Raw genomic sequence first — 21,988 nt, forward strand, 5'->3', positions numbered from 1 at the left:
TCATAGCTCTCCTTTTTCTTTTTGCAAGGGGACGGCAGAGGTAAGCATGCCACGTATAATCTTCGTCAAAGAATAACCGAGCATACAGCCTAATGCATTTAATATTACATCATCAATATCGACAGATCTCATTCCAATACCCGCTGTAAATAGTAATAATTGTACACCCTCAATAATAATGGGCAATAGGATGGCGTATATTACAATGTTCACCGATCGTGGCAATAGTCGAATACCGAATACTGAATAAAAGCCAAGCGGCGCCGTTAGGAGAAAATTCCCTAGCAGGTTATTCATTGCAATGCGTGTAGAACTAAAATCAGCATAGTTTGCGATCGTACGAAAAGGAACAAAGTTATACAATAATCTCGTTGTATGAATACTACTCCCTTTAACCCATACGATTAAGATCAAAGTAGACAAATAAGCGACGAATGTGACTTTCAGAAGATCTCTCGTGTAAGAGATTGGGTATTTCCAGAATAGAAACATTCTTATGACTACATATATCAATACGCATGGAATAACCAACGTTATCATATCCGTGGATTTGATCATACATATCGTGCTCCTTAACCATTAATTTGCAGCTAAAAAACAAACCTCATCAGAGGTTTGTTTTTTAGCAATGTATGATTATTGATTGATTGTGCCCTTACCTTCAATGTGATCCGCATTACCACCGACCTTATATACGTTTACGGTATAGCTACCTGCGCTAACCACACCGAAGTTTTTCGTATAAGATATCCCGTCCGCCAAAATATTGGAGGTGGAGTAAGACGTAAGGCCCTTCTCGATCTCAACTTTGTAGTTGTCTTTAGTGGTGATAATCCAGTCATAGAAGTCGTAGGAATCTGCTTTAACCGTCGTCGAAGTGCTGGAGTTGGTCAAGGCATGCGAGTTCGAACCGAATACTTGGTACGAAATTTCGAATTCATAACTGTAACTAACTGCTGCAAACGCTGTCGCTGCTCCAACGACAAGTACCGCTGAAGATAAAGCTGTACTAATCAAAATCTTTTTCAACTTCATTAAAATGTTAACTCCTATAAAAAGGATAATTTAAATTACATATCCCAATCTATCAAGTTTCTACCTGTATGTAAATATAGAATCATATAAACTTAATGTAATAGTCGCGCACTTTTTTTGCGGGATATGTCAAACCAGCTTTCGTTTACACAAAATATATGTTTTTTACTTATCAGAACAATATATTTTTACAATATTAGAGATAATGGGAATTATATGAAAAGTATAAAAAATTGCTACAACTGCCTGCCCTATTAATGTCTTCCATTGTAAGTAGCGCCAGTACACAATCACCAGTCGAAGTACCTACGTTAGCTCCAGTGCCCCAGCTACCCCTTAGCTTATCGTCTCATTCAGAATGGACCCGCGCCTAGTTCTAGCACATCAACCTTGGACCTGAGCGTAAGCTCATATAGTTATCATGTTCTGAAAGTCGGGGTTCCAGTTTTCACAAAGAGGGTGGTTAACAAGGCCAATTACCATGGAAATTTATGTATAAAACTTTAAACCAACTAAATGGGACGGCTGCCCTATGCTTATCTAACAATTGAAGTTTGCACTTCTGTAAACCTGTCTACTTGTGAATCTAAATCGTTAACTCCTCTCCTAGTCCAACTCTTACTATGGCAGTAGTAGGCCACGACAAATACGACACTGCGACTCCAATCATAAGCGGTTATGCAGAAGCAGGAAGATTTATAGATGTTAATAAGATCGGTCCAACGGATCGATATTTATCATGAAACCGATGGGCATTATAAGTGTTTTATGGAATTAAATAATGTAAAGTAAATACAGTTTGCCCTTGCTTGATGCTTCACGACCATACTGGAATAACGTGTGATCGCTATGCTTGTACTACAACCATTTTTTACGGGTATATATAATCAACATTGTTAGCGATTTGACACAAACGACACATAATAATGAACCTTCAGAGTTAGATTCCACAAGTTGTTCATATCTTTACGACCATCATGAAAATCCACCCTTCATAATCAGTTCAGCGAGCTTAACTCCTACATAACCGGACTAATATAACATGTGGAAGTAGACTAAAATTGAGTTAACCTGCCTGTTAGTTGAACAAAGGCACGATCCTTTTTAGCCACCTTGCTTTCGATATCGCCATCTTATTCGTTATGTTAATTAGTTTTCTTGATCTGCCCATTTGGATAGGCTCTTCTTATTGAAATAACTAGTAAAAAGATCAAAAATCAACTTTCAACCATCTTCATATTCACTAAATTATATATATTATTGATAATTATGAGAATATATCTACACAATTATGAAAACAGTCTCACCAATTCTGACACCACACGCCTTAATCAGTTCCTCCTGTTTTTGCACAGAATCACCCAAATCTACGCTCTCACCCTCGCAACAATGCGAGCAATAGAAGAGTCCGCCTGAATGCGCAGCGGCAGCGCAATAATCTCGAACGAGCTGACCTCCAGCAGCTGATCGACGTTGTTCAAGTTCTCCGCAATCAGAATCTGATGGGTGAACAGCAGCTTATGTACGGCGTGCGGCGCTTTGTCGGGAGAAGGCATGTCCATGCATACCATCGGGACTTTCTTACGAACGAGCAGCTCACCGAATGCCAGCGTCAACACCGGATACGCGGTAAAATAGTCCGGCTGCCCAAACGACTTGCCCCATCCCGTATGGAGGACGACAATCTGCCCCTCTTGAATCTGTGTCTCGTATTGTTCCTTGTAGTCAATCTCGTCCTGACCTGACACATCTAAGAGACATGCATCTCCGATGAACCGATCGATCGGGATTTCATGCAGGTACGTATGTATATCGAGCAAATGCATCGGACCGTCGATATGCGTCCCTGCATGCATATTAATCGACAACTGATGATTGTTGAACTCATCCACCGCATAGAAGCGGCTCTGCTCCAGCACCGTCTCCGAATCGCCCGGGAACGGCGGCAGTCCGTTCTGAATCAGATGCGTCAAATCTATGATTCTACTCATTGCAGATATGGCCCCTCTCTACTTCGCTATGAGATATACCCCGATCAAAATAACAACGCAGCCAGCGATCTTCGTCGCTGACAGCGTCTCATCGAATATGAACCATGCTGCGAGCAGGCCAAGCACGTAGGCCATGCTCTGCATCGGGTAAGCAATGCTGAGCGGAAGCCGCGTCAGCACGGCGAACCAGAGCAGCGTCGCGATGCCGTATAGCACGAGTCCCGACCAGATCGCAGGCGACTGCGCGATGCGCAGCCACTGAAGCCCGCCTGCCCGCTGCAGCCCGAATTTGAATAAAATCTGTCCCGCTACCAGCAGCATTACGTTGCCGAATAGCAGCAAATAGCTGATCGTCTTGCTCACAGTGTACCACCTTCGCCTTCTCGATGCTTGCCCTTCATGATCGCGAGCTCCTGCGAGAGCCGAAGCACTTGACCGGTCAACTTGGATACGACGAGCGTCAAGTGGAGGATGAACGCGAAGCAGAACAACAAGCCGAAGAGGAATAACAGCGCAGGCGCATATTTGACATCCAGCCACTCCGCAACCCGTTCCAGGAAGTGCACGTTGAACGAGACGACGAGCAGCAGCACGCCGAATAGAATCCACAATAGCGAATACTGCTCCTTCAGCCGCTGACGGCGTACGAGCTCCAATACCGCGACGAGGAACAGAACCGAGAATGCAATCGATAAAATATAAATGCTCATCCGCTCGTCTTCACCCCGCGAACCCGCACGCGCGACGCGCTCATGAGGACCGACAGCGTCACCTTCAGCATGTAATAGACCGACTTCAGCGGCGTAATGGACGAACGTCCCGCCTCACGGCTGCGCATCTGGGCCGGCACTTCGGTAAGACGGCAGCCTCTGCGTTTCAAATAAACAATGGATTCGACTTCGGGGTAATCCGCCGGATAATAGCTCGCATAAAGTGCGATCACCTTCCGATTGGCAGCGCGAAAGCCGCTTGTCGTATCGGTGAACCGCTGCCCGGTAACGAAGCTGACGAGCTGCGAGAAAAATAGAATCCCGACTCGCCGTGAAGCCGATGAGCGATACGCCGTCTGCTCCACATATCGCGATCCGATGACGAGATCGCTGTGCTGGATCGCGGCGAGCAATCGTGGCAAATCCTCCGCTCGGTGCTGGCCATCCGCATCCATCTGGACGGCTACATCATAATCGTTCTGATACGCATACAAGTAACCCGTCTGCATGCCGCCACCGATTCCAACATTAAACGGCATCGTGATCACTTCAGCTCCTGCCGCACGCGCAATCGCTTCGGTTCGATCCTTCGAACCGTCATTCACGACGACGATATCGACGTAGGGCGCATGCTCACGAATGTCACCGATCACCTGCGCAATGCTTCCTTCTTCATTATAGGCCGGGATAATAATGAGCGTCCTCATCCTCATTAGGCGGTCTCCCCCTTTTGCAGCGTGTGCTGCTTGCCGCTAGCGGCTTGCCGATTGCGACGACGGTCGCTGACGAATGTATAGATCCGTTCGATTAGGAACGCTGCGAACAAGGTGAACAGCACCATATTCGGATAGCCATAACGCGAGAAAGCAACGAACGGCAGATAGATGGCTGTAAAATAAATAAGTGTCAGCAGCACCGGCAGCTGACGAACAAGCGGGCGGCGAATAAGCGCCCAGACCAAGCCAACCAGGCTGACCGTAACGAGCGCCTGTTGAATCCATTTCATCGCATCGCGGCCGATCGGCCAAATCGGACGCCAGTAGTAAGGATTCAAGTAGAGCTCTGCCATTTTGCCAAGGGTGAACCAGTAGCTGTATCGAAGCGGCTCGTGAGTGAAGCCATAGCGGATAATATCGAGCCCTTTATGTATCGCGTTGCTGTCGGAGCCTTGGAACACCGTCTTAGGCGAATACTCCGGATAGGCTTCGAAGAAGCCTGCCGGCGGCAAAGCGCCCAAGATGCGTGTTCCGAGCAGGAACGGGCTGCCAGCCGAGTTCGTGAATAAGACGAATCGATCGAACGTAATCAGGTTGCGTATCCACCATGGCAGCAGCAGCGCTGCGTACGCTCCTACCATGATGGCGCCGAATTTGACCATTTGCATAAAGGTGTATTTGCGTCTGATCCACAGTAGGAGGAAGATACCTGGGTAGAGCGAAGCGTGTGGTTTGAAGTATGCCGCTGCCGCGACAAGCAGACCCACTGCTAGGTACGTCCCCCATCGTTTGCTCTCAACAGCAGCGATAGTCGCGCAGATGAGCAGCAGTATAATGGTTTTGAACGTTGTCTCTGTCAGGATTTCGCCAGACGAGAAATAATCGGGCCAATAGAGCGCACTGATGACGCATGCAATAATAGCCGCACGCTGGTTGAACATGTATCGGACGATGAAGAAGACGAGATAAATAGAGGCCGCTTGCTGAACGCATTGGAACAAACGAAAGGCGATCATGCCTCCATCATGGCCGAACAGCCACATGAAGCCGGATAGGATCAATACAATACCAGGCATAATGAACAACGTTGGATCGGTCCCACTGTTATAGGCGAGCGTTCCCTGCTCCAATAAAATTTGTGCGCTGCGGACGTATTTGACGTCATCGTTATTCGGTTTCTGCAAATCCCCGAGTAAAAAATAATTGCCGTATGCAAGCACGATAATGACTGAGATGAGCAGTACAGCGATTGCGATGCCATGGAGCGTCCGTCGCGTGGCAAGTGGTATGTCTTTTAGCGTAAACACTCGTAGCATCCTCCTAAACCTTTTACATGGTTATCTTTTCCCAAAACAAGCGTCGTCACACGCACCATCCGCCGTTATACGTGCGCGAGAGACATTCCTACATCGTACCAAATTTAGACGTTTCAAACATGGGATATGTTTCTTGATTTGGTGTTTAAGTTTCATGAAGAAAAGGACCCCTATCGGGTCCTTAAGGATGTAAGTTAACTATATACTCCGAAATGATTGCCAAATCGCATTCGGCCGCACGCCAAGCTCGCGCGCAATCAGCTCAGCTGTCAGCCGGCGGGGCTTTGTTATTTTACCATTCAGCAGCTTGGAGATCGTCGTCTTGGATATGCCCGTCTGCTCAGACAAGCGCTTCGCGCTGACCCGGCTGCGGAGCATTAAGCTGCGCAATGTGGCAGCGGATTCAGTGAATGTTCTCGTGCCCGCATTTTGCTTCTCTTGGATTTCATGTATAGCAAACACATAATGATTTAACAATCCCCGTGCATCGAAAAATGGGTAAATGGTCACCTTGAGCGCAGCGTAATTAATCGTTCCGACGATAATGGTGCGCTGTCGTTCAAGCCGTCTGCACGCATCGAACGCTTGAATGAGCGCCGGAATCGACTTCGGCTGTATCAGCTCCAACAGGTTCATTTCCTCATAGTGATGCTCGTATGTGCCTTCAACTCCCGGCCCATATGGGATTACCTTCTTAATATCGTAACGGCTCGTTAGGATGAAGCAGCCGACGAATGTCGTCGCCATTAGCTTATTTTCGATCCAATGTTCAATCGTTCGGTCACGATTCGTAATTAACCAACTCATCGTGCTGCCCATTTGGAAAGTCGACACATGTGCCTCGGTATACACCTTTCTGCCCGATTGCGCAGTATAAACAAGCTCCGTAAAAGCATTGCTCTGCTGCATCATCCGGCGCTGCAAACGGACGAATTTGGCATACGATTGTTCGGTTAATATTTCGTTAAATTCTCTCCCGATTAGTTCATTCGGCTGATAGCCCGTCAGATATTTGAATTCATCATTGCTCTGCCTGATCACCCAACCTCCGTTGATCAAATCAACTTTACAAAAAGGAATTCGAATGAGCTGCATCAATTGCAATCGATCTATCTCTTCCACTATTAGCCTCCATAACGGTTCTATTGTCCTATTCTATAATATTTAATAAAAGTTTATCTTTATAAACTTCATCACGACAGACCTATCATTCCATAGTTAACATGAACATTAATCGTTAATGATTAGTGTTTTTATTCATTTTGTCAGTTTTCTGCCTTGTCTGTCCAAACAATATAATACATTTAGGCATGAATTTTCTTACAAACCGGAGGTTGGAAATGAAGAGCTTGCGTACTAGGATGTTACTTGCTTTCTCCATTACGATCATTGGCCTTATCGCACTCGCAGCGATCAGCATCAGTCAGCAAGCCAGCTTCAACAAGAGCATTAAGATTACGTTAAGAGAACAAACGGATTTACTTATGTATGATGAATCCCTTCACGCCAACATTCAGGAGCGAATTGCGCTCATTCGTGGGTATATGCTGTTCGGGGACGCAGACTATAAGGAGAGATTCCTGAAAGTAACGGAGGACAGCACGCTGATACAAGATAAGGCGCTTGCCCTGACGGTTTCTGTAGAAGCGAAGACGCTAATCGATGAAAGCATTGCATGGCGGACAACCATAACGGACGAATTAATTCCTATGATAGATCAAGGCCGTCAAGATGAAGCATTAAAGCTGATGAAAGACCAGGTAACGCCTGTCGGACGCGAGGTGAGCGAGGGCTTCAAGCAGCTTGCGGAGCATCGCGAGAAAGAGATGCTGCTCCTTGAAGATCAACTAATCGATGAAGGCAGTCACAACGTCCAAGTGATGCTCATTACGACGATTGTAACGATTGTGCTCGGTGCTGCATTTAGTTTATTCGTCACCACGAATTGGATCGTAAGACCTGTTCGCGCTGTCATGCTGCGCGTTAATGCGATGGCTGATGGTAGTTATGCTGGGGAACCGCTGAAGGTTGGATCGAAGGATGAAATCGGCGTTCTTACCCAATCGGTCAATCTGATGCAAAACAATACGCGTGATCTGCTGAAGCAGATTACGGAGGTATCGGAGACCGTTGTATCTTCTGCCGACACGCTTAACGAAGGGGCATCAACGACGCGAAGCTCCATTGAACAGATTACGATGGCAATCGACGAGGTTGCTTCGGGAAGCGCAGAACAGACCTCCTCGATGCAGCGTACGAACCAGACCGCTGAATCAATCACGAACGCAGTCGATCGAGTGACTGAATCGGTAGAATCGTTCACTGCTTACGCGGGTTCAACGAACGACAAAGCAGTTGAAGGTGGACAACTGCTCGGCGATACCGTCTCGCACATTGTAGGAATTAGCAATAATCTGGAGGCCGCATCTGGCGTCATCTCCAGTCTCGATGCGAAATCTGCCGAGATCGGCAGCATTATCAATACGATAACCGCGATCTCGACGCAGACGAACCTGCTGTCGCTCAATGCCGGCATCGAGGCTGCTCGCGCAGGCGAGCATGGCCGCGGCTTCGCGGTAGTCGCAGGTGAAATCAAGAAGCTTGCCGAGCAAACCTCCGTCTCCGCCGAGCATGTGCGGACGCTCATCGGCAGCATGCAAGCGGAGGTCGCTGAGTCGGTCGCGGTCATTCAGACCAGCTCGGGGCTTGCAGTTGAATGCCGGTCGACAGCTGAACAGACAGGTACCGCATTTGAGGACATCATGCAGATGATCGCGCACATGCAATCGCTGTCGCTTGATACGGCGGCGATCACCAAGCAGGTGCAGACCGCGACGGCCGACATCGTAAAGGCGGTGCAGCACAACGCCGTCATCTCCGAGCAAACGTCGGCGAACGCCGAGGAGGTCGCCGCCTCCATCGAGGAGCAGCTCGCCTCCGTGCAGGACATCTCCGCCACGGCGGAGGAGCTCAACGAGACCGCGCACAAGCTGCGCGGCCAGTTGAAGCAGTTTGTGGTTTAGGGGTTTAGGGGTTTAGGGGTTTAGGGGTTTAGGGGTTTAGGGGTTTAGGGGTTTAGGGGTTTAGGGGTTTAGGGGTTTAGGGGTTTAGGGGCCAGCCCGCGCGGGAATGCGCGGGCTGGATTTTTTTGTGTGGGGGTGGTCTGTGCGGGTGCGGGTGGTGGATGCGGGTGGGGACGGCGGGTAGAGGCGATTTTTCACTCCTACATCGCTCTCCCGGCACTCAGCAGCCAGTTAGGGGTGGTTTTTCGCTCCTACATCGCTCTCCCAGCACCCAGCAGCCAGTTAGGGGTGGTTTTTCGCTCCTATATCGCTCCTCCGGCGCCCAGCAGCCAGTTAGCGGCGATTTTTCGCTCCTACATCGCTCCTCCTGCACCCGGCAGCCAGTAAGAGGCGATTTTTCGCTCCTACATCGCTCCTCCCGGCACCCAGCAGCCAGTTAGGGGTGGTTTTTCGCTCCTATATCGCTCCTCCGGCGCCCAGCAGCCAGTTAGCGGCGATTTTTCGCTCCTACATCGCTCCTCCTGCACCCAGCAGTTAGTTAGAGGCGATTTTTCGCTCCTACATCGCTCTCCCAGCACCGAGCAGCCAGTTAGCGGCGATTTTTCGCTCCTACATCGCTCCTCCTGCACCCAGCAGTTAGTTAGAGGCGATTTTTCGCTCCTACATCGCTCCTCCGGCGCCCAGCAGCCAGTTAGCGGCGATTTTCCGCTCCTACATCGCTCTCCCAGCACCCGGCAGCTAGTTAGAGGCGGTTTTTCACTCCTATATCGCTCCTCCTGCACCTAGCAGCTAGTTAGGGGTGATTTTTCGCTCCTATATCGCTCTCCCAGCACCCGGCAGCTAGTTAGAGGCGGTTTTTCACTCCTATATGCGCTTCTTTTCCGATGGTAGATAGTAGCGAATACGTTGATTACTGGCACGCTTACTTGCAGAGACGATGTAACCTTTCGTAAACATGCTTCTAAGCAGTTTTCTCACATACGTATGCTCCATTCCCAACCTCTCCGCCACCATTCCTGGAGTTACTGGAGCGCCTAGCTCTACAATTAGCTGGTACATTTGAGCCTCACGTGGAGTAAGTGGAGTTGATTGCTTAGGAATGCCCCCGTACAATTTACCGAGTATGTGCAGAATCATTTGTTGACAGCGACGTTGCTGCTGTTCAAGGTCATCGACTGCGAAACGGAAGACGAGCCAGTCGTCGAGGATGAGCTGGTTCTGGCGCATCAGTCCATCAGCGAACGAGCGACGGCTGATTTGTTGTGCGTGTGAGCTATATCCATCAATCTCAAAGCAGATCCGATACGGCGGCCGTATGTAAGCAAAGTCTAAAAACCGCTGCTTATCGCGAAAGTCAGTTAGCGCATACTCCGGATGCAAGTACTCCAAGTGTCCTACCGCTGGCAACCAAATCTGTGTAGCAAACAACTGCTCCGCATACTGGTGCCCCTCCTCCAGCCTACGCTTCTCCTCACCCTTCCTTCTTTTCAAATGTTCCTCTATCCACAACTTATGGCTTTCCTGTGCCGCATCCGAATGCTGCATCCGACGTTGGTCCACACTCATCATCCATTCTCCTCTCTCTTCAGACAAACTAAAAACGCCGCCTTCCCCGTAATAAACGGAGCAGACGGCGTATGCTTTACGCGCATAATAAACCTTATGAATATAGACTATGCATCTATCGTAGTCGTAGCGGTTGCTGTTGTAAATAACAAATTGAATAATAAAACAAATGAATGGTTACATGGGCAGTTAAAAGAGTGAGAGTTTGAGAGAAGCGATAAGCATGGGCATATGTTTAGAGGCGATTATTCGCCCCTATCTCTAGCACTCGGTAACTTACTCCCGCTTAGAGGTGGTTTTTCACCTCTAACAAAGCCACTAACCGGCTGGCCGAGATTTAAGGGCGATTTATCGCCTCTAAACCTCGCGCTCGATAGCAAGTCGGGACTTAGAGGCGATTATTCGCCCCTATCTCTAGCACTCGGTAACTTACTCCCGCTTAAGGGCGATTTTCCGCCTCTAGCAAAGCCACTAACCAGCTGGCCGAGATTTAAGGGCGATTTATCGCCTCTAAACCTTGCGCTCGATAGCAAGTCGGGATTTAAAGGCGATTATTCGCCCCTATCCCTAGCACTCGGTAACTTACTCCCACTTAGAGGTGGTTTTTCACCCCTAACAAAGCCCTAAGCTACTTGGACGAACTTTAGAGGTGATTTATCGCCTCTAAAGACACGCACGCCATACGATGTGTCCACCGCGGTCCCCCCAACCCTCCTACAACTGCAGCTGCTTCAGGTTGTAGAACTCGCCTTTGCTGGCCATCAACTCGTCGAAGGTGCCGACTTCGACGATGCGGCCCTGCTTCATGACGGCGATGCGGTCGGCGTCGCGAATCGTGGAGAGGCGGTGGGCGACGATGAACGTCGTCCGGCCTTTGATGAGCTGCTGCATCGCCTTTTGCACATGATGCTCCGATTGGTTATCGAGCGCGGAAGTCGCTTCATCGAGAATGATGACGCGCGGGTCGCGGATGAGTGCGCGAGCGATCGCGATGCGCTGGCGCTGACCGCCGGACAGCTTGCCGCCGTGCTCGCCCACCATCGTATCGAGGCCGTCGGGCAGCCGCTCGATCATTTCGGTCAAGTTTGCCATCTCAACAACGTGCCGCACCTGTTCGTCGGTAATATCGCGCAAGCCATACGTAATGTTGTCCCGAATCGAGCCTGAGAACAGGATCGTCGTCTGCGGCACGACCGACAGCCGTTTCCGATATGTCGTCAGGTCAACGGCAGACAGGTCGACCCCATCAACAAGCACCTGTCCCGCCGTTGGCGTCAAGAAGCCAGTGACGAGATTGAGCACCGTCGACTTGCCTGCACCCGACTCGCCGACGAAGGCGATACATTCGCCTGCCCGAACATCAAGCGTTACGCCGTCGAGCACATGATGCTCATTGCCCGGATAAACGAGCTTTACATCACGGAACGAGAAGGAACCATCGACGTCGGGAAGCTTCATTTTGCCCGTGTTGTCCTCGATCTCAGGCGAACGAAGAATTTCGCGAATGGAATGGATAGACTCGAAGCCCTTCGCAATGTTCGGATACACGTTCAGCAGCGCCGTAATCGAACTAAGAATCATGCTGAAAAAGCCCTGATACATAACGACGTCGCCAACTGGAATGTCACCTTTGTAAGCGAGATAAATCGTGAACAGCAAGCAGCACACTTGGAACAGCTGGAACAGCACCCAGTTCGACGACCCGAAGAACGCCTCCGTAATATCGAGTCGGTAGCCTTTGCCCTGCAGCTTGCGGAGCGTAGAATCCATGCGATCGATCTCGATCTTCTCCAGACCGTGTGCGCGAGTTACCGGAATCATCTCGACCATCTCGGATACTCGCGAGGACATTTGCTCGATTTCTCGGCGGAAGTCTTTGTTCGTGCTGCGGATTTTGCGGCGGAATAAGTAAATGATCAGCACCGATGCTGGGATCGTCATCAGGAAGAACATCGACACCGTCCAGCTGTTGCGCGCCGTCAACACAAAGGCAACGATGACGTTAATGATCGACGGGAGAAAAGAAAGCATCAGCTGCTTCGACAAGCCCTCGATCGCTTCCGCGTCACGAAGCACCTTCGACTGCAGCTTTCCTGCCTGTAGCTCGCGGTGATAGTTAATCGACAGCTGCTGCAGCTTGCGCACGAGCGCGCTTCGCAGACCCGCTTCAACATGCCGGACCGCGCGGCTCATGAACGATATGTAGTAATGCTGCGTTGGAATGTTTTGAATGATGGAAATTCCGAGCACAATAAAGTTAATCCACAGCTCTCTCGTCGAGTGCGCCGACGGATTCGTTGCAATGTTGATCATGTTCGCCGTAACGATCGGCAGGACGAACACCGGTGAATGCTTGATCATGAAGAAGACGAGCGAAATTGCAAGGTAATGCAAATTGCCTTTGTACAACGTCAGCAGAAAGCGAAGCGGACTCTGGCTCTGCTCTTTCGCTGCAGCTTCGAACGTATGCTCATAATCGACGGTTGGTGCAGCCGGATTTGCTGCTGCCATTTTACTCACGATGCATCTATCCTTTCCTCTGCACATTGCATGGATGTACAGGCACATTATTTCAAGTTAGGAAACCAGAACTAATCGTATGGGAATCGATGCCGACTGTAAATGGCGCCGAACGGCTGCAGCAAGGCATATTGCCGCATATCCGGCCGTATGACCGCTTCCTCACCTCTAAACATTCGATTATGGCATGATTTCACCGCATTAAGCGGAATGTTATGCCATTTACAACAATTTGGCCAAGCATACTTGTCCCCGTATTCAAATCCCGCGGCTAATTGTAACATTTGGCAGCTCATACAAAAGAGTTGCCATCTATATCGCTATATCGTAATATTGCGATATAGCGATTGATGCACGATGTAAAACGTAAGACCATTTTTATCACATCTCGCTCAGGAGGCGATGATTACAATGGAACCAGATTTTCAGCAGTACTACGACAAGGCTGAGCTGCTCAAAGCGTTGGCGCACCCCGTCAGGCTGTGTATTGTACATGGTTTACTCGAGAAAGGGCTGTGCAATGTTTCCTACATGCAGCAGTGCTTGTCCCTGCCGCAATCGACGATCTCGCAGCATCTAGGAAAACTGCGCACTGCAGGCATTATTGAAGCGGAACGAGCAGGACTCGAGGTCCACTATCGCATTAAGAATGACCGAATCAAGAAGCTGATTGAAGCGCTCGCGATTCCATCAACTGGAGCGTAACGACGAATATCACACATACTCGTTTGACCCGCATTATTTTCACCAATCTCACCAAACACATCAATGACATTACTCAACACATACATCAGGAGGACATCATGACAAAAAAACAACGTGTTGTTATCGTAGGCGGCGTTGCAGGAGGCGCTTCGGCTGCTGCCCGGCTGCGTCGTCTAGATGAGCATGCCGAAATTATTATGCTGGAGAAAGGTGAACATATCTCGTTCGCGAACTGCGGTCTGCCGTACCATATCGGTGGTACGATTCAAGACCGCGGCAAGCTGCTCGTACAGACGCCTGAAGCGATGCGTCAGCGATTCGGCATCGACGTTCGAACGGAAAGCGAAGCGACGGCGATTAATACGGCGAAAAGTGAAGTGACAGTACGCCAAGCGGATGGCTCAACCTACATATTGAGCTATGATTCGCTGGTGCTGTCGCCAGGCGCTAAACCGCGTCGCCCTGCGATTGAAGGTCTCCACAACTGCCGCAGCGTCTACTCGCTTCGCAGCCTGCGTGATATGGACCGGATTATGAGCCATATGGAATTGAATCCTACCCAGCACGCAGTTGTGATCGGCGGCGGCTTTATCGGTGTCGAGACGGCCGAAAATCTTCGCGAACGCGGCCTCGACGTGACGATCGTGCAGTCGGGACCACATATCCTAGCGCCTTTTGACTCGGAGATGGCGGTGCTGTTGGAGCAAGAACTGGAGCATCGCGGCGTAGCACTGGCGCTGAATGCATCCGTTACGCGCATGCGTGAAGCAAGCAGCGGCGAAACCGTTGTTACGCTGAATGATGGTACGGAGCTTCGCGCGGGTATCATCCTGATGGCCACTGGCGTTAAGCCAGATACAGGCTTCCTCGCAGGAAGCGGCATTAACGTAGGCGCGGACGGGCATATCATCGTCGATCATCAGATGCGCACGAGCGCTGCGAATGTGTACGCCGTTGGTGATGCGGTTATGACGACGCACCGGATTTCGGGACAGCGTACAGCGATCCCACTCGCGGGTCCTGCTAACAAGCAAGGCCGGATTGTTGCTGACGTCATCGCAGGATTAAAGACGACTTATAAAGGTACGCAAGGCACGTCTATCGTCAAAGTGTTCGAGCTAACCGGCGCATCGACCGGTCTTAATGCACGTGAGCTGAACAAGCTTGGCATTCCGTTCCATGCGGTTCATCTGCATCCGCAGCCGCATGCTTCCTACTACCCTGGCGGCTCGCCCATGTCGCTGAAGCTGCTGTTCCGGCAGGACGGCCGAGTGCTCGGCGCCCAGGCGGTCGGTTACGGCGGTGTCGATAAACGGATTGACGTGATCGCGACCATTATCCGTCTCGGCGGTACGGTATCGGATCTGACGGAGCTGGAGCTTGCGTACGCGCCACCGTACTCATCGGCGAAGGATCCGGTTAATATGGCTGGCTATATGGCGGAAAATATTTTGACCGGCATGACCGATGTTTATCATACCGATAACTTGCCGGAGCGCGACCCGGCAACGACGATGCTGATTGACGTGCGGACACCGCTGGAATTCGGCAACGTCTCGATTCCAGGCGCAGTCAACATCCCTGTGGACGAGCTTCGCGATCGGCTCGGCGAGCTTGATGCGAGCAAGACGATATGGGTATTTTGCCAAGTGGGCCTGCGTGGTTATACAGCTTCTCGTATTCTGGCACAACGCGGCTTCCATGTGCGCAATCTGTCCGGCGGCTACCGAACGTACAAGGCGACGATGTTCAAACCGCAGAAGCCGGGACAACAACGTGCTGATTCAGACGCAGCAAACCCTAACGGCTCCGTTAGCCAAACAACCATTACGCCAAGCAGCAAGAGCAATGCAGAAGAGAAAGGTGCAGTGATCAGCATGGTGAACGGAACGCCAGCTGCGAAGACAGCTGGCACGAATACGATTGAGAAGCTGGATGCATGCGGGCTGTGCTGCCCTGGTCCACTCATTCAGGTGAAGGAGCGGATCGATCGGCTCACGGATGGCAGTACGCTTGAGGTGAGTGCAACCGATCCAGGCTTCTACGAGGACATTCGCGCATGGTGCGAAATGACGGGCAATGAGCTCGTCAACATTCAGAAGGAAGCCGGTACGATTCGCGCTTCGATTCGCAAAGGGCTGGCGTCAGCTGGTGCTGCTGCTGAAGTGGCTGTGGCTCAATCCACAGCTTCGGGCTTACCGGCTGCTGCAGCACCTCCCAAGGACGGTGCAACATTCATCGTCTTCGATGGCAGTCTGGATAAAGCGATCGCCTCCTTCATTCTCGCGAACGGCGCAGCTGCTGCCGGCAAACCTGTCACAATGTTCTTCACCTTCTGGGGGCTGAACATGCTGCGCAAATCGTCGCCGCCATCGGTACAAAAGTCAGTCGTTGAGCGAATGTTCGGCTGGATGATGCCGCGCGGTTCCAAGAAGCTGCCGCTGTCTACGATGCAGATGATGGGGATCGGTCCCAAGATGATTCGTGCCGTCATGAAAAGTAAAAACATTGCCTCGCTCGAGGAACTGATGGAATCGGCGAAGCGCCAAGGCGTCGAAATCGTCGCCTGCCAAATGTCGATGGACGTCATGGGCATCAAACGCGAGGAGCTGATCGACGGCATTACGGTCGGCGGCGTTGGTTATTATCTCGGCCAAGCCAATAAGGCGGGAACGAACTTATTTATTTAATCTTTTATATCGGAGGAGCAGCGGCCGCGCTGCTCCTTTTTGCTATACTCCAAAATCTGGACGACCGTACTTTACCTATTTTATTCTGATTGCCGCAACCCTACATGCCGTGATCTCGTCTATTGTGCATGAAAAGCTTTTATGGAAAAGGTGGTAGGTATGATGAAAAACAAACGAACACTCAGCACTTCCCTGCTGTCGTTGACCATCGCTCTGTCTCTGATCTTATCGGCTTGCTCCAGCCAAGGAGGAACCGCTAATTCTAATCCTTCTACCAGTGACAACCCTGGCACGGTAGTCACTACGCCGTCCGACGACCAGTCAGGCTCAGCAACGGGTAATGGCTCATCTGGTTCCGTTGATAACGGTCAGCCGTCTGGAACGACGGATACCTCTTCCCCATCGACTGGGACAAACAATGGCGCTTCCACTGGGTCTGGGTCTAGTTCTGGTTCCGGGTCTGACGCTGCAGCTACTCCGATCTCGACTTCCGCTTCGACGATAACGAATGTGACGGCTCTCCGCCTTGTCGATGCGAATTCCGGCTGGCTTGGCGGCAGCGGTCAGATCGCGTTTACGAAAGACGGGGGCAAGACATGGAAGGTTCAATATCGGGGGTCAGTTGATATTCACCAGATTTTCGCGCTCAACGCATCGAAGGTATGGGCTGTCCTCGGCAGTGAATCGAGCGCATCTTGGAATTTGATCAGCTCGACGGATGGCGGCGCTCACTGGAAGAATGCAGGCACTGTACCGGGCGGGTCATTCCTGCACTTTACAAGTGATAAGGTTGGTTTCTCAGGCAGCTATATGACGGAGGATGGCGGAGCTACTTGGAAAGAGTTTGCCGAACCAGCCAATATCGTCGGTGAAGCTTATTACCATGACGCCGCTAATGGCTGGGCCGTGCAGTTTGACAATGGCAAATATAATTTCCTTCATACATCAGACGGCGGAGTTACGTGGACAACCGTCATGTCCCGCACAACAGAAGCTTCAGTAACAGGCAGCGTCATCCGCTCTGCTGGCGCAAACGACGCTTGGATTGAGCTGAAAGGCGAATCTGGCATGACGCAGACGTCTTATGTGCTGTTCCATACAACAGATGGCGGCAAAAACTGGCTGCCAGCCGTTGTCCATAACACCGCCGGTGCAGGTCCAGCTCCAGGCTTCACCAATAATGACACGAGCTACTTCGGCGGTACGGGCAGCACCCCAGGCGAGCTGTACGTCGTCAATTCGCAAATCGCCTACATGGGTGGACGCTGCATGGCTTGTGACAATGCCAACACGATTATGGAGACGACGGACGGCGGCAAAACATGGGCGGTTCGCAAAGACCAATTCACAGGGTACGGCAATCAGGTCATTGCTGCAACTGATGCGAAGCATTTGTGGCTGATCACGAACGACTTCTCTTCGTCCTCCGTCCTGTACACGACAGCTGATGGCGGCAAGAAATTCAGTACCATTCATAAATTCGCGAAGCCGAAGACGGCGCAGTAAGAAATGGGTTTTCCCGATAAGCAGAAAAACGACCGCATGCAGCTTGAGTAAGCTGTGTGCGGTCGTTTTGTTTGTGTATAAAAATTATTTGCCTGCTTTGCTCCGATCTCTCGGCAGCAAGAACGCCAGGAAGCCGAGCAGCGGCAGGAAGCTCGCGAACGTCATCATGTCCGCGCGGCCCATCATAAGCGACAGCTTGCCGAGCGCAACGGCGCCAACGGCGCCCATGCCGAAAGCAAGACCTGTAATTAGACCGGATGCCATGCCGATATTACCTGGCAGCAGCTGCTGCGCGTATACAACGGTGACGGAGAAACCGGACTGCAGAATAAGTCCTGTTAAGAAGATAACCGGATAAATCCAGAACTGAGGCAAATGCGGCAAAATAAGTGCGAACGGTGCAGCTCCGGCGACGGACAGCACAATCATTTTTTTCAGACCAATCTTGTCTGCCAGTACTCCACCGAAGAACGTGCCAATAACGCCAGCCGCCATGTACAGGAAGACCGGAATTTGCGCCGCCTTCTTGGACAAGCCATACTCATCCTCCGCGAAGAACTGGTAGAACGTTGTGACGCCCGAGAAATACCAGGAACGTGCGAATACGATCAACACAAGCAGCGTCAGTGCCCAAGCAACCATCCGTTTCGTAGGTGCAATCGTGGAAACAGTCGAATCGGCCGCCCCGCCACCTCTACGCTGCGGCCTACCTTGCGTCCGCAACTGCGTACGGTACCACGGTGCGACGCGTGCCAACAGCACAATCGCTATAGCAGCAATAATGGTGCCCCATATTGCGCCATGCTGTCCGAGCGGTATGAAGATGAAGATCGTCATGAGCGGCGCTAGCATCTGGCCGAAGTTGCCGCCGACCTGATAGATCGACTGCGCTAACCCTTTACGGCCGCCAGCTGCAAAATGCACAACCCTCGACCCTTCGGGATGAAATACAGCAGAACCTAAGCCAATGAGTACGACGCCACCGAGAAGCGTCCAGAAGCTTGGCGCATACGCAAGGATGATCATGCCAATAAAGCTAAGCCCCATGGCCACAGGCAGCATGAATGGCATCGGCCTGCGGTCCGAGAATTGGCCGACGAGCGGCTGCATGACGGATGACGTCATATTAAGCGTAAAGACGATCCAGCCAAGCTGGACATCATTGAGCGTGAGCGAATCCTTAATAACAGGGAATAATGCCGTTACGACAGCTTGCATCGCATCGTTCAACAGATGGGACGCGCTGATTGCGAACAAAATCGAATAGATCGTAGCTGTGCCAATCGTCCTTATTCGGCCGGCATCGGCGGCGTGTGACATGTGCAGCATCTCCTTCTTTTCAGTTCCAGAACTGGATTGTAACAGGGTTCGTTCGTACGGTTCCTATGCTATTGGACGATACCACAGGTATGGGGTGATGACAACTATATAAAAGAAAGTAAATGGTATATACACCCAAAAGTTTATCGGTCATAATGGAATTGAAAATGTGGCAAAAAGAAGCGGAGGTATTCTATACAATGACCCTTTCTCTTGCAACGCCTTACGAGCTAGGCGGATTGAAGCTGAACAATCGTATTGTTATGCCGCCCATGTGCCAATATTCCGCAATCGGCAAAGATGGCATGCCAACGGACTGGCACTACGTTCACTACGTATCCCGCGCAGTTGGCGGTACCGGCCTTATTATTATCGAGATGACCAACATCGAGCCGGATGGCCGGATTTCGGATCAATGTCTTGGCCTCTGGTCTGACGAGCATATCCCAGCTTTCGCCCGGATGGTCGAAGGCATGCAGCAGCACGGCTCCAAGGTATCGATTCAAATCGCGCATGCCGGACGCAAATCGACTTGTGCGGAAGTTCCCGTCAGTTCTTCGAATCAAGCATTCAGCGATCAATATAAACAACCTCGCGCATTGACGACGGACGAGGTGAAGCGGATGGTTGAGCAATACCGCGACGCAGCAGTCCGCGCAGTCAAAGCCGGCGTAAACTCCATTCAGCTGCACGGTGCACACGGCTATCTCATTCACCAATTCCACTCGCCAAGCATCAACAACCGAACGGACGAGTACGGCGATGATCCAACCCGCTTCGGCGTTGAAGTCATTCAGGCTGTACGGAGTGCTATTCCTTCTGGCATGAACCTTCAGATCCGCGTATCGGCGGTCGACTATGGCGTCGGCGGATATGATGTGAATTACGGAATCGAGGTTTGCCAAAAGTATGCGGCCGCAGGCGTCGATCTGCTCGACATCTCGACTGGCGGCGGCGTGTCCGTCAATGCACTGCCACCCAACATCGGCCCGGGCTACCAGCTCCCGGTTGCCCGCGCAGTGAAACAGGCAATCGGCCTCCCGGTCATCGCCGTCGGCCTCCTCGATGAGCCGAAACTCGCGCACGCCGCGCTCGTAAACGGTGATTGCGACCTCGTCGCAGTCGGACGCGGCATGCTGCGCGATCCATATTGGGCGCTGCATGCACTGCAGGCGACTGGCACGAAGCCAGCCGCGCCGAAGGCGTATGAGCGCGGATATCTGTGAGAATAGGGGCTTCGCCCCTTTTGACCCCGATGGTTTTCTGATAATGAAGAATTCTACCCACCTAAATCCTCCCTGCTAGGGAGGACCCCATGGGACTCCCGTCCCCTGGACCCCGGAAGGAGAAACGTGGGATGAGCAGGGGCGCGGGTAACATTACTGAGTGCTAAGAGTCGCGTGCCCCTATGGGGCAAGCTTACTTTTGGCTTTTGGTGCGGAACCCTGGAACTTCGCGTTTACCTTATGGGGGTTAACTTTCAGTGCTAGAAGATGTGTTCCAAACAGAAAGAAGCGCTGCTCAGCAGCGCTTCTTTCTGTTTTTGTTATCTTGTTCTATATTCCGTGAGCGGAAGTCTGACGCGAACGACTAATCCCCCCTATATAAAGGGAATGAATGAGCAACGGCTCCAGCGGAGAGGGCAGTATCATTCTGTAGAAGCAAAGCTTATGCTTCCGATGCAGCTTTCCTCCGGAAAGCTTTTAGCTCGCCTTTGTGTCCGGATTGTTACCACTTCTGATCTTACCTAATCAGAACAATCTGGACACAACAGCGATCGGAAGAATGATCTGCCATCGGAGCGTTCGAATCAGCAACCAGTGTTCGAATCATCTACTCAACCAGATTATTTCAATCACCGATTTCAATCACCGGCCACTATCGAACAGCCTCCGATACTGATCCGGCGTCATGCTTTCCGCTTCGCGAAACTTGCGAATGAAGTAGCTGCTCTGGCCGAAGCCGGCTTCGATTGCAATCTGCTTAACGGGTCGGCTCGTGGAAAGCAGCATTCGCTTCGCTTCCGTGACGCGGCTCTCCGTCAGAAACTCCACTGGCGTCTTCCCCGTCGTCTGGCGGAACAACCGGCAGAAATGTGCCGTGCTGTAGCCGGAGGTTTCCGCCAGCTCCGCTATGGTCAGCGGCTCAACGCAGCGTGTGCGAATGAGCTCTGCCGCAGCGCGAATCCGCTCCTGCGCGCTTCGCAGCAGCGGATTATCGAGACTGACGCCATGCTCTCGGATCGTAAGCAGCAGTTCATACAGCAGCGCCGAGATGTGCGCCTCGTCCTCCTTCGTCGACTCCTTGCACGCCTCTTTCAGTTGATCGAACAACTGCCTGAGCTTCTCTGCCGCCGTGAACGAGAACAGCCACACGTCCTCCCCATCTCGCATCAGGTCCGCCCAAGGCATCGCCTCATAATGCACCCAATGAATATCCCATGGATTACTCGCAGATGCTCCATATTGTTGAGCAGCGCCGGGACGGTATAGAAAGCCGTCTCCTTCGCGCAGCGTATATCGTTTGCCCCGATAATCCAACCAGCCTTCGCCGCTAAATACAAGGTGAAGGTTGTAATAGCCGAACTGTCCGCCTTGGCGTTCACATGTATGATGCGGCGCTTCCGCATAATGCCCAACCGACTCTGGATAGCATACATAACTCGGCTGAAACGGTCGGCGCATGAACAGATGCTCCCAGATCATGTCGGTCTCCTCTCCTTCTCGCCTTCAACTATCGTTGAGCCGCAATCTTCGATTGCGGAGTTATTCCTTCAACTATCGTTGGCCGTAACCTTCAGTTACGGCGTTATCAACATCGTTATATAGATATCAAAATCGTACTATTCCATCGTTCATCGTCAATTTCTATAATAAAGTTAAACGCATCT

At 51.2% G+C, this 21,988-nt stretch carries 17 protein-coding genes; 5 read left to right on the top strand and 12 right to left on the bottom strand.

The window, feature by feature from the left end; translation table 11 throughout:
* The 8 genes from DFQ01_RS15285 to DFQ01_RS15320 all read right to left on the bottom strand — a co-directional run bounded on the left by DFQ01_RS15285 (position 1) and on the right by DFQ01_RS15320 (position 6,890).
* A complete protein-coding gene (locus DFQ01_RS15285; RefSeq protein ID WP_110044766.1) occupies positions 1 to 558 on the bottom strand; it encodes a VanZ family protein in 558 nt (185 codons plus the stop codon).
* A gap of 78 nt (positions 559 to 636) precedes the next feature.
* Positions 637 to 1,035 carry a hypothetical protein gene (locus tag DFQ01_RS15290; protein ID WP_110044767.1) on the bottom strand — a complete coding sequence of 133 codons (399 nt, stop codon included), beginning with the start codon at positions 1,033 to 1,035 and terminating at the stop codon, positions 637 to 639.
* A 1,367-nt stretch (positions 1,036 to 2,402) separates the two neighbouring features.
* Positions 2,403 to 3,026 carry a cyclase family protein gene (locus DFQ01_RS15295; protein WP_110044768.1) on the bottom strand — a complete coding sequence of 208 codons (624 nt, stop codon included), beginning with the start codon at positions 3,024 to 3,026 and terminating at the stop codon, positions 2,403 to 2,405.
* Between the two features lie 18 nt (positions 3,027 to 3,044).
* Complete coding sequence (locus DFQ01_RS15300; protein WP_245946704.1) at positions 3,045 to 3,389, bottom strand: EamA family transporter; 345 nt, start codon at positions 3,387 to 3,389, stop codon at positions 3,045 to 3,047.
* Positions 3,386 to 3,736: a DUF2304 domain-containing protein gene (locus DFQ01_RS15305; protein WP_110044769.1), complete on the bottom strand. Its 351-nt coding sequence runs from the start codon at positions 3,734 to 3,736 to the stop codon at positions 3,386 to 3,388. The genes DFQ01_RS15300 and DFQ01_RS15305 overlap by 4 nt, the downstream gene beginning before the upstream one ends.
* Positions 3,733 to 4,443: a glycosyltransferase family 2 protein gene (locus DFQ01_RS15310; RefSeq protein WP_110044867.1), complete on the bottom strand. Its 711-nt coding sequence runs from the start codon at positions 4,441 to 4,443 to the stop codon at positions 3,733 to 3,735. The genes DFQ01_RS15305 and DFQ01_RS15310 overlap by 4 nt, the downstream gene beginning before the upstream one ends.
* Before the next feature lie 5 nt (positions 4,444 to 4,448).
* Positions 4,449 to 5,759 carry a glycosyltransferase family 39 protein gene (locus tag DFQ01_RS15315; protein ID WP_110044770.1) on the bottom strand — a complete coding sequence of 437 codons (1,311 nt, stop codon included), beginning with the start codon at positions 5,757 to 5,759 and terminating at the stop codon, positions 4,449 to 4,451.
* Positions 5,760 to 5,966: 207 nt separating this feature from the next.
* Positions 5,967 to 6,890, bottom strand: coding sequence for a helix-turn-helix domain-containing protein (locus DFQ01_RS15320; RefSeq protein WP_110044771.1), 924 nt, complete (start codon positions 6,888 to 6,890; stop codon positions 5,967 to 5,969).
* A 218-nt stretch (positions 6,891 to 7,108) separates the two neighbouring features.
* Here DFQ01_RS15320 and DFQ01_RS15325 point away from each other — a divergent pair, with 218 nt between their 5' ends.
* Entirely contained in the window at positions 7,109 to 8,791 is a 1,683-nt protein-coding gene (locus tag DFQ01_RS15325) for a methyl-accepting chemotaxis protein (protein ID WP_174812838.1), read from the top strand.
* Between the two features lie 864 nt (positions 8,792 to 9,655).
* Here DFQ01_RS15325 and DFQ01_RS15330 read toward each other — a convergent pair.
* Positions 9,656 to 10,384 (bottom strand): helix-turn-helix domain-containing protein, encoded by a 729-nt coding sequence (locus DFQ01_RS15330; protein ID WP_146216886.1) that lies wholly within the window; start codon positions 10,382 to 10,384, stop codon positions 9,656 to 9,658.
* A gap of 687 nt (positions 10,385 to 11,071) precedes the next feature.
* A complete protein-coding gene (locus DFQ01_RS15335) occupies positions 11,072 to 12,868 on the bottom strand; it encodes an ABC transporter ATP-binding protein (RefSeq protein WP_245946717.1) in 1,797 nt (598 codons plus the stop codon).
* A 420-nt stretch (positions 12,869 to 13,288) separates the two neighbouring features.
* Between DFQ01_RS15335 and DFQ01_RS15340 the strand changes: the two genes are divergently transcribed.
* From DFQ01_RS15340 to DFQ01_RS15350, 3 genes are all read left to right on the top strand, one after another.
* Positions 13,289 to 13,582: an ArsR/SmtB family transcription factor gene (locus DFQ01_RS15340; RefSeq protein WP_110044775.1), complete on the top strand. Its 294-nt coding sequence runs from the start codon at positions 13,289 to 13,291 to the stop codon at positions 13,580 to 13,582.
* 98 nt (positions 13,583 to 13,680) lie between these two features.
* Positions 13,681 to 16,272 carry a DsrE/DsrF/DrsH-like family protein gene (locus DFQ01_RS15345; RefSeq protein WP_110044776.1) on the top strand — a complete coding sequence of 864 codons (2,592 nt, stop codon included), beginning with the start codon at positions 13,681 to 13,683 and terminating at the stop codon, positions 16,270 to 16,272.
* Positions 16,273 to 16,431: 159 nt separating this feature from the next.
* Complete coding sequence (locus tag DFQ01_RS15350; protein ID WP_146216887.1) at positions 16,432 to 17,778, top strand: WD40/YVTN/BNR-like repeat-containing protein; 1,347 nt, start codon at positions 16,432 to 16,434, stop codon at positions 17,776 to 17,778.
* Between the two features lie 84 nt (positions 17,779 to 17,862).
* Here DFQ01_RS15350 and DFQ01_RS15355 read toward each other — a convergent pair whose 3' ends face one another.
* On the bottom strand, positions 17,863 to 19,098 hold the full coding sequence (locus DFQ01_RS15355; RefSeq protein WP_110044778.1) for an MFS transporter: 1,236 nt from the start codon (positions 19,096 to 19,098) through the stop codon (positions 17,863 to 17,865).
* A 200-nt stretch (positions 19,099 to 19,298) separates the two neighbouring features.
* Here DFQ01_RS15355 and DFQ01_RS15360 point away from each other — a divergent pair, with 200 nt between their 5' ends.
* The gene (locus DFQ01_RS15360) at positions 19,299 to 20,324 is read left to right on the top strand and encodes an NADH:flavin oxidoreductase/NADH oxidase (protein WP_110044779.1); all 1,026 of its coding nucleotides are present in this window, start codon (positions 19,299 to 19,301) and stop codon (positions 20,322 to 20,324) included.
* Positions 20,325 to 20,966: 642 nt separating this feature from the next.
* On the opposite strand, the gene DFQ01_RS15365 is transcribed toward DFQ01_RS15360, so the two are convergent.
* A complete protein-coding gene (locus DFQ01_RS15365; RefSeq protein WP_110044780.1) occupies positions 20,967 to 21,803 on the bottom strand; it encodes an AraC family transcriptional regulator in 837 nt (278 codons plus the stop codon).
* Positions 21,804 to 21,988 lie beyond the last annotated feature (185 nt).

The organism is Paenibacillus cellulosilyticus (assembly GCF_003182255.1).
GTDB lineage: Bacteria > Bacillota > Bacilli > Paenibacillales > Paenibacillaceae > Paenibacillus_T > Paenibacillus_T cellulosilyticus.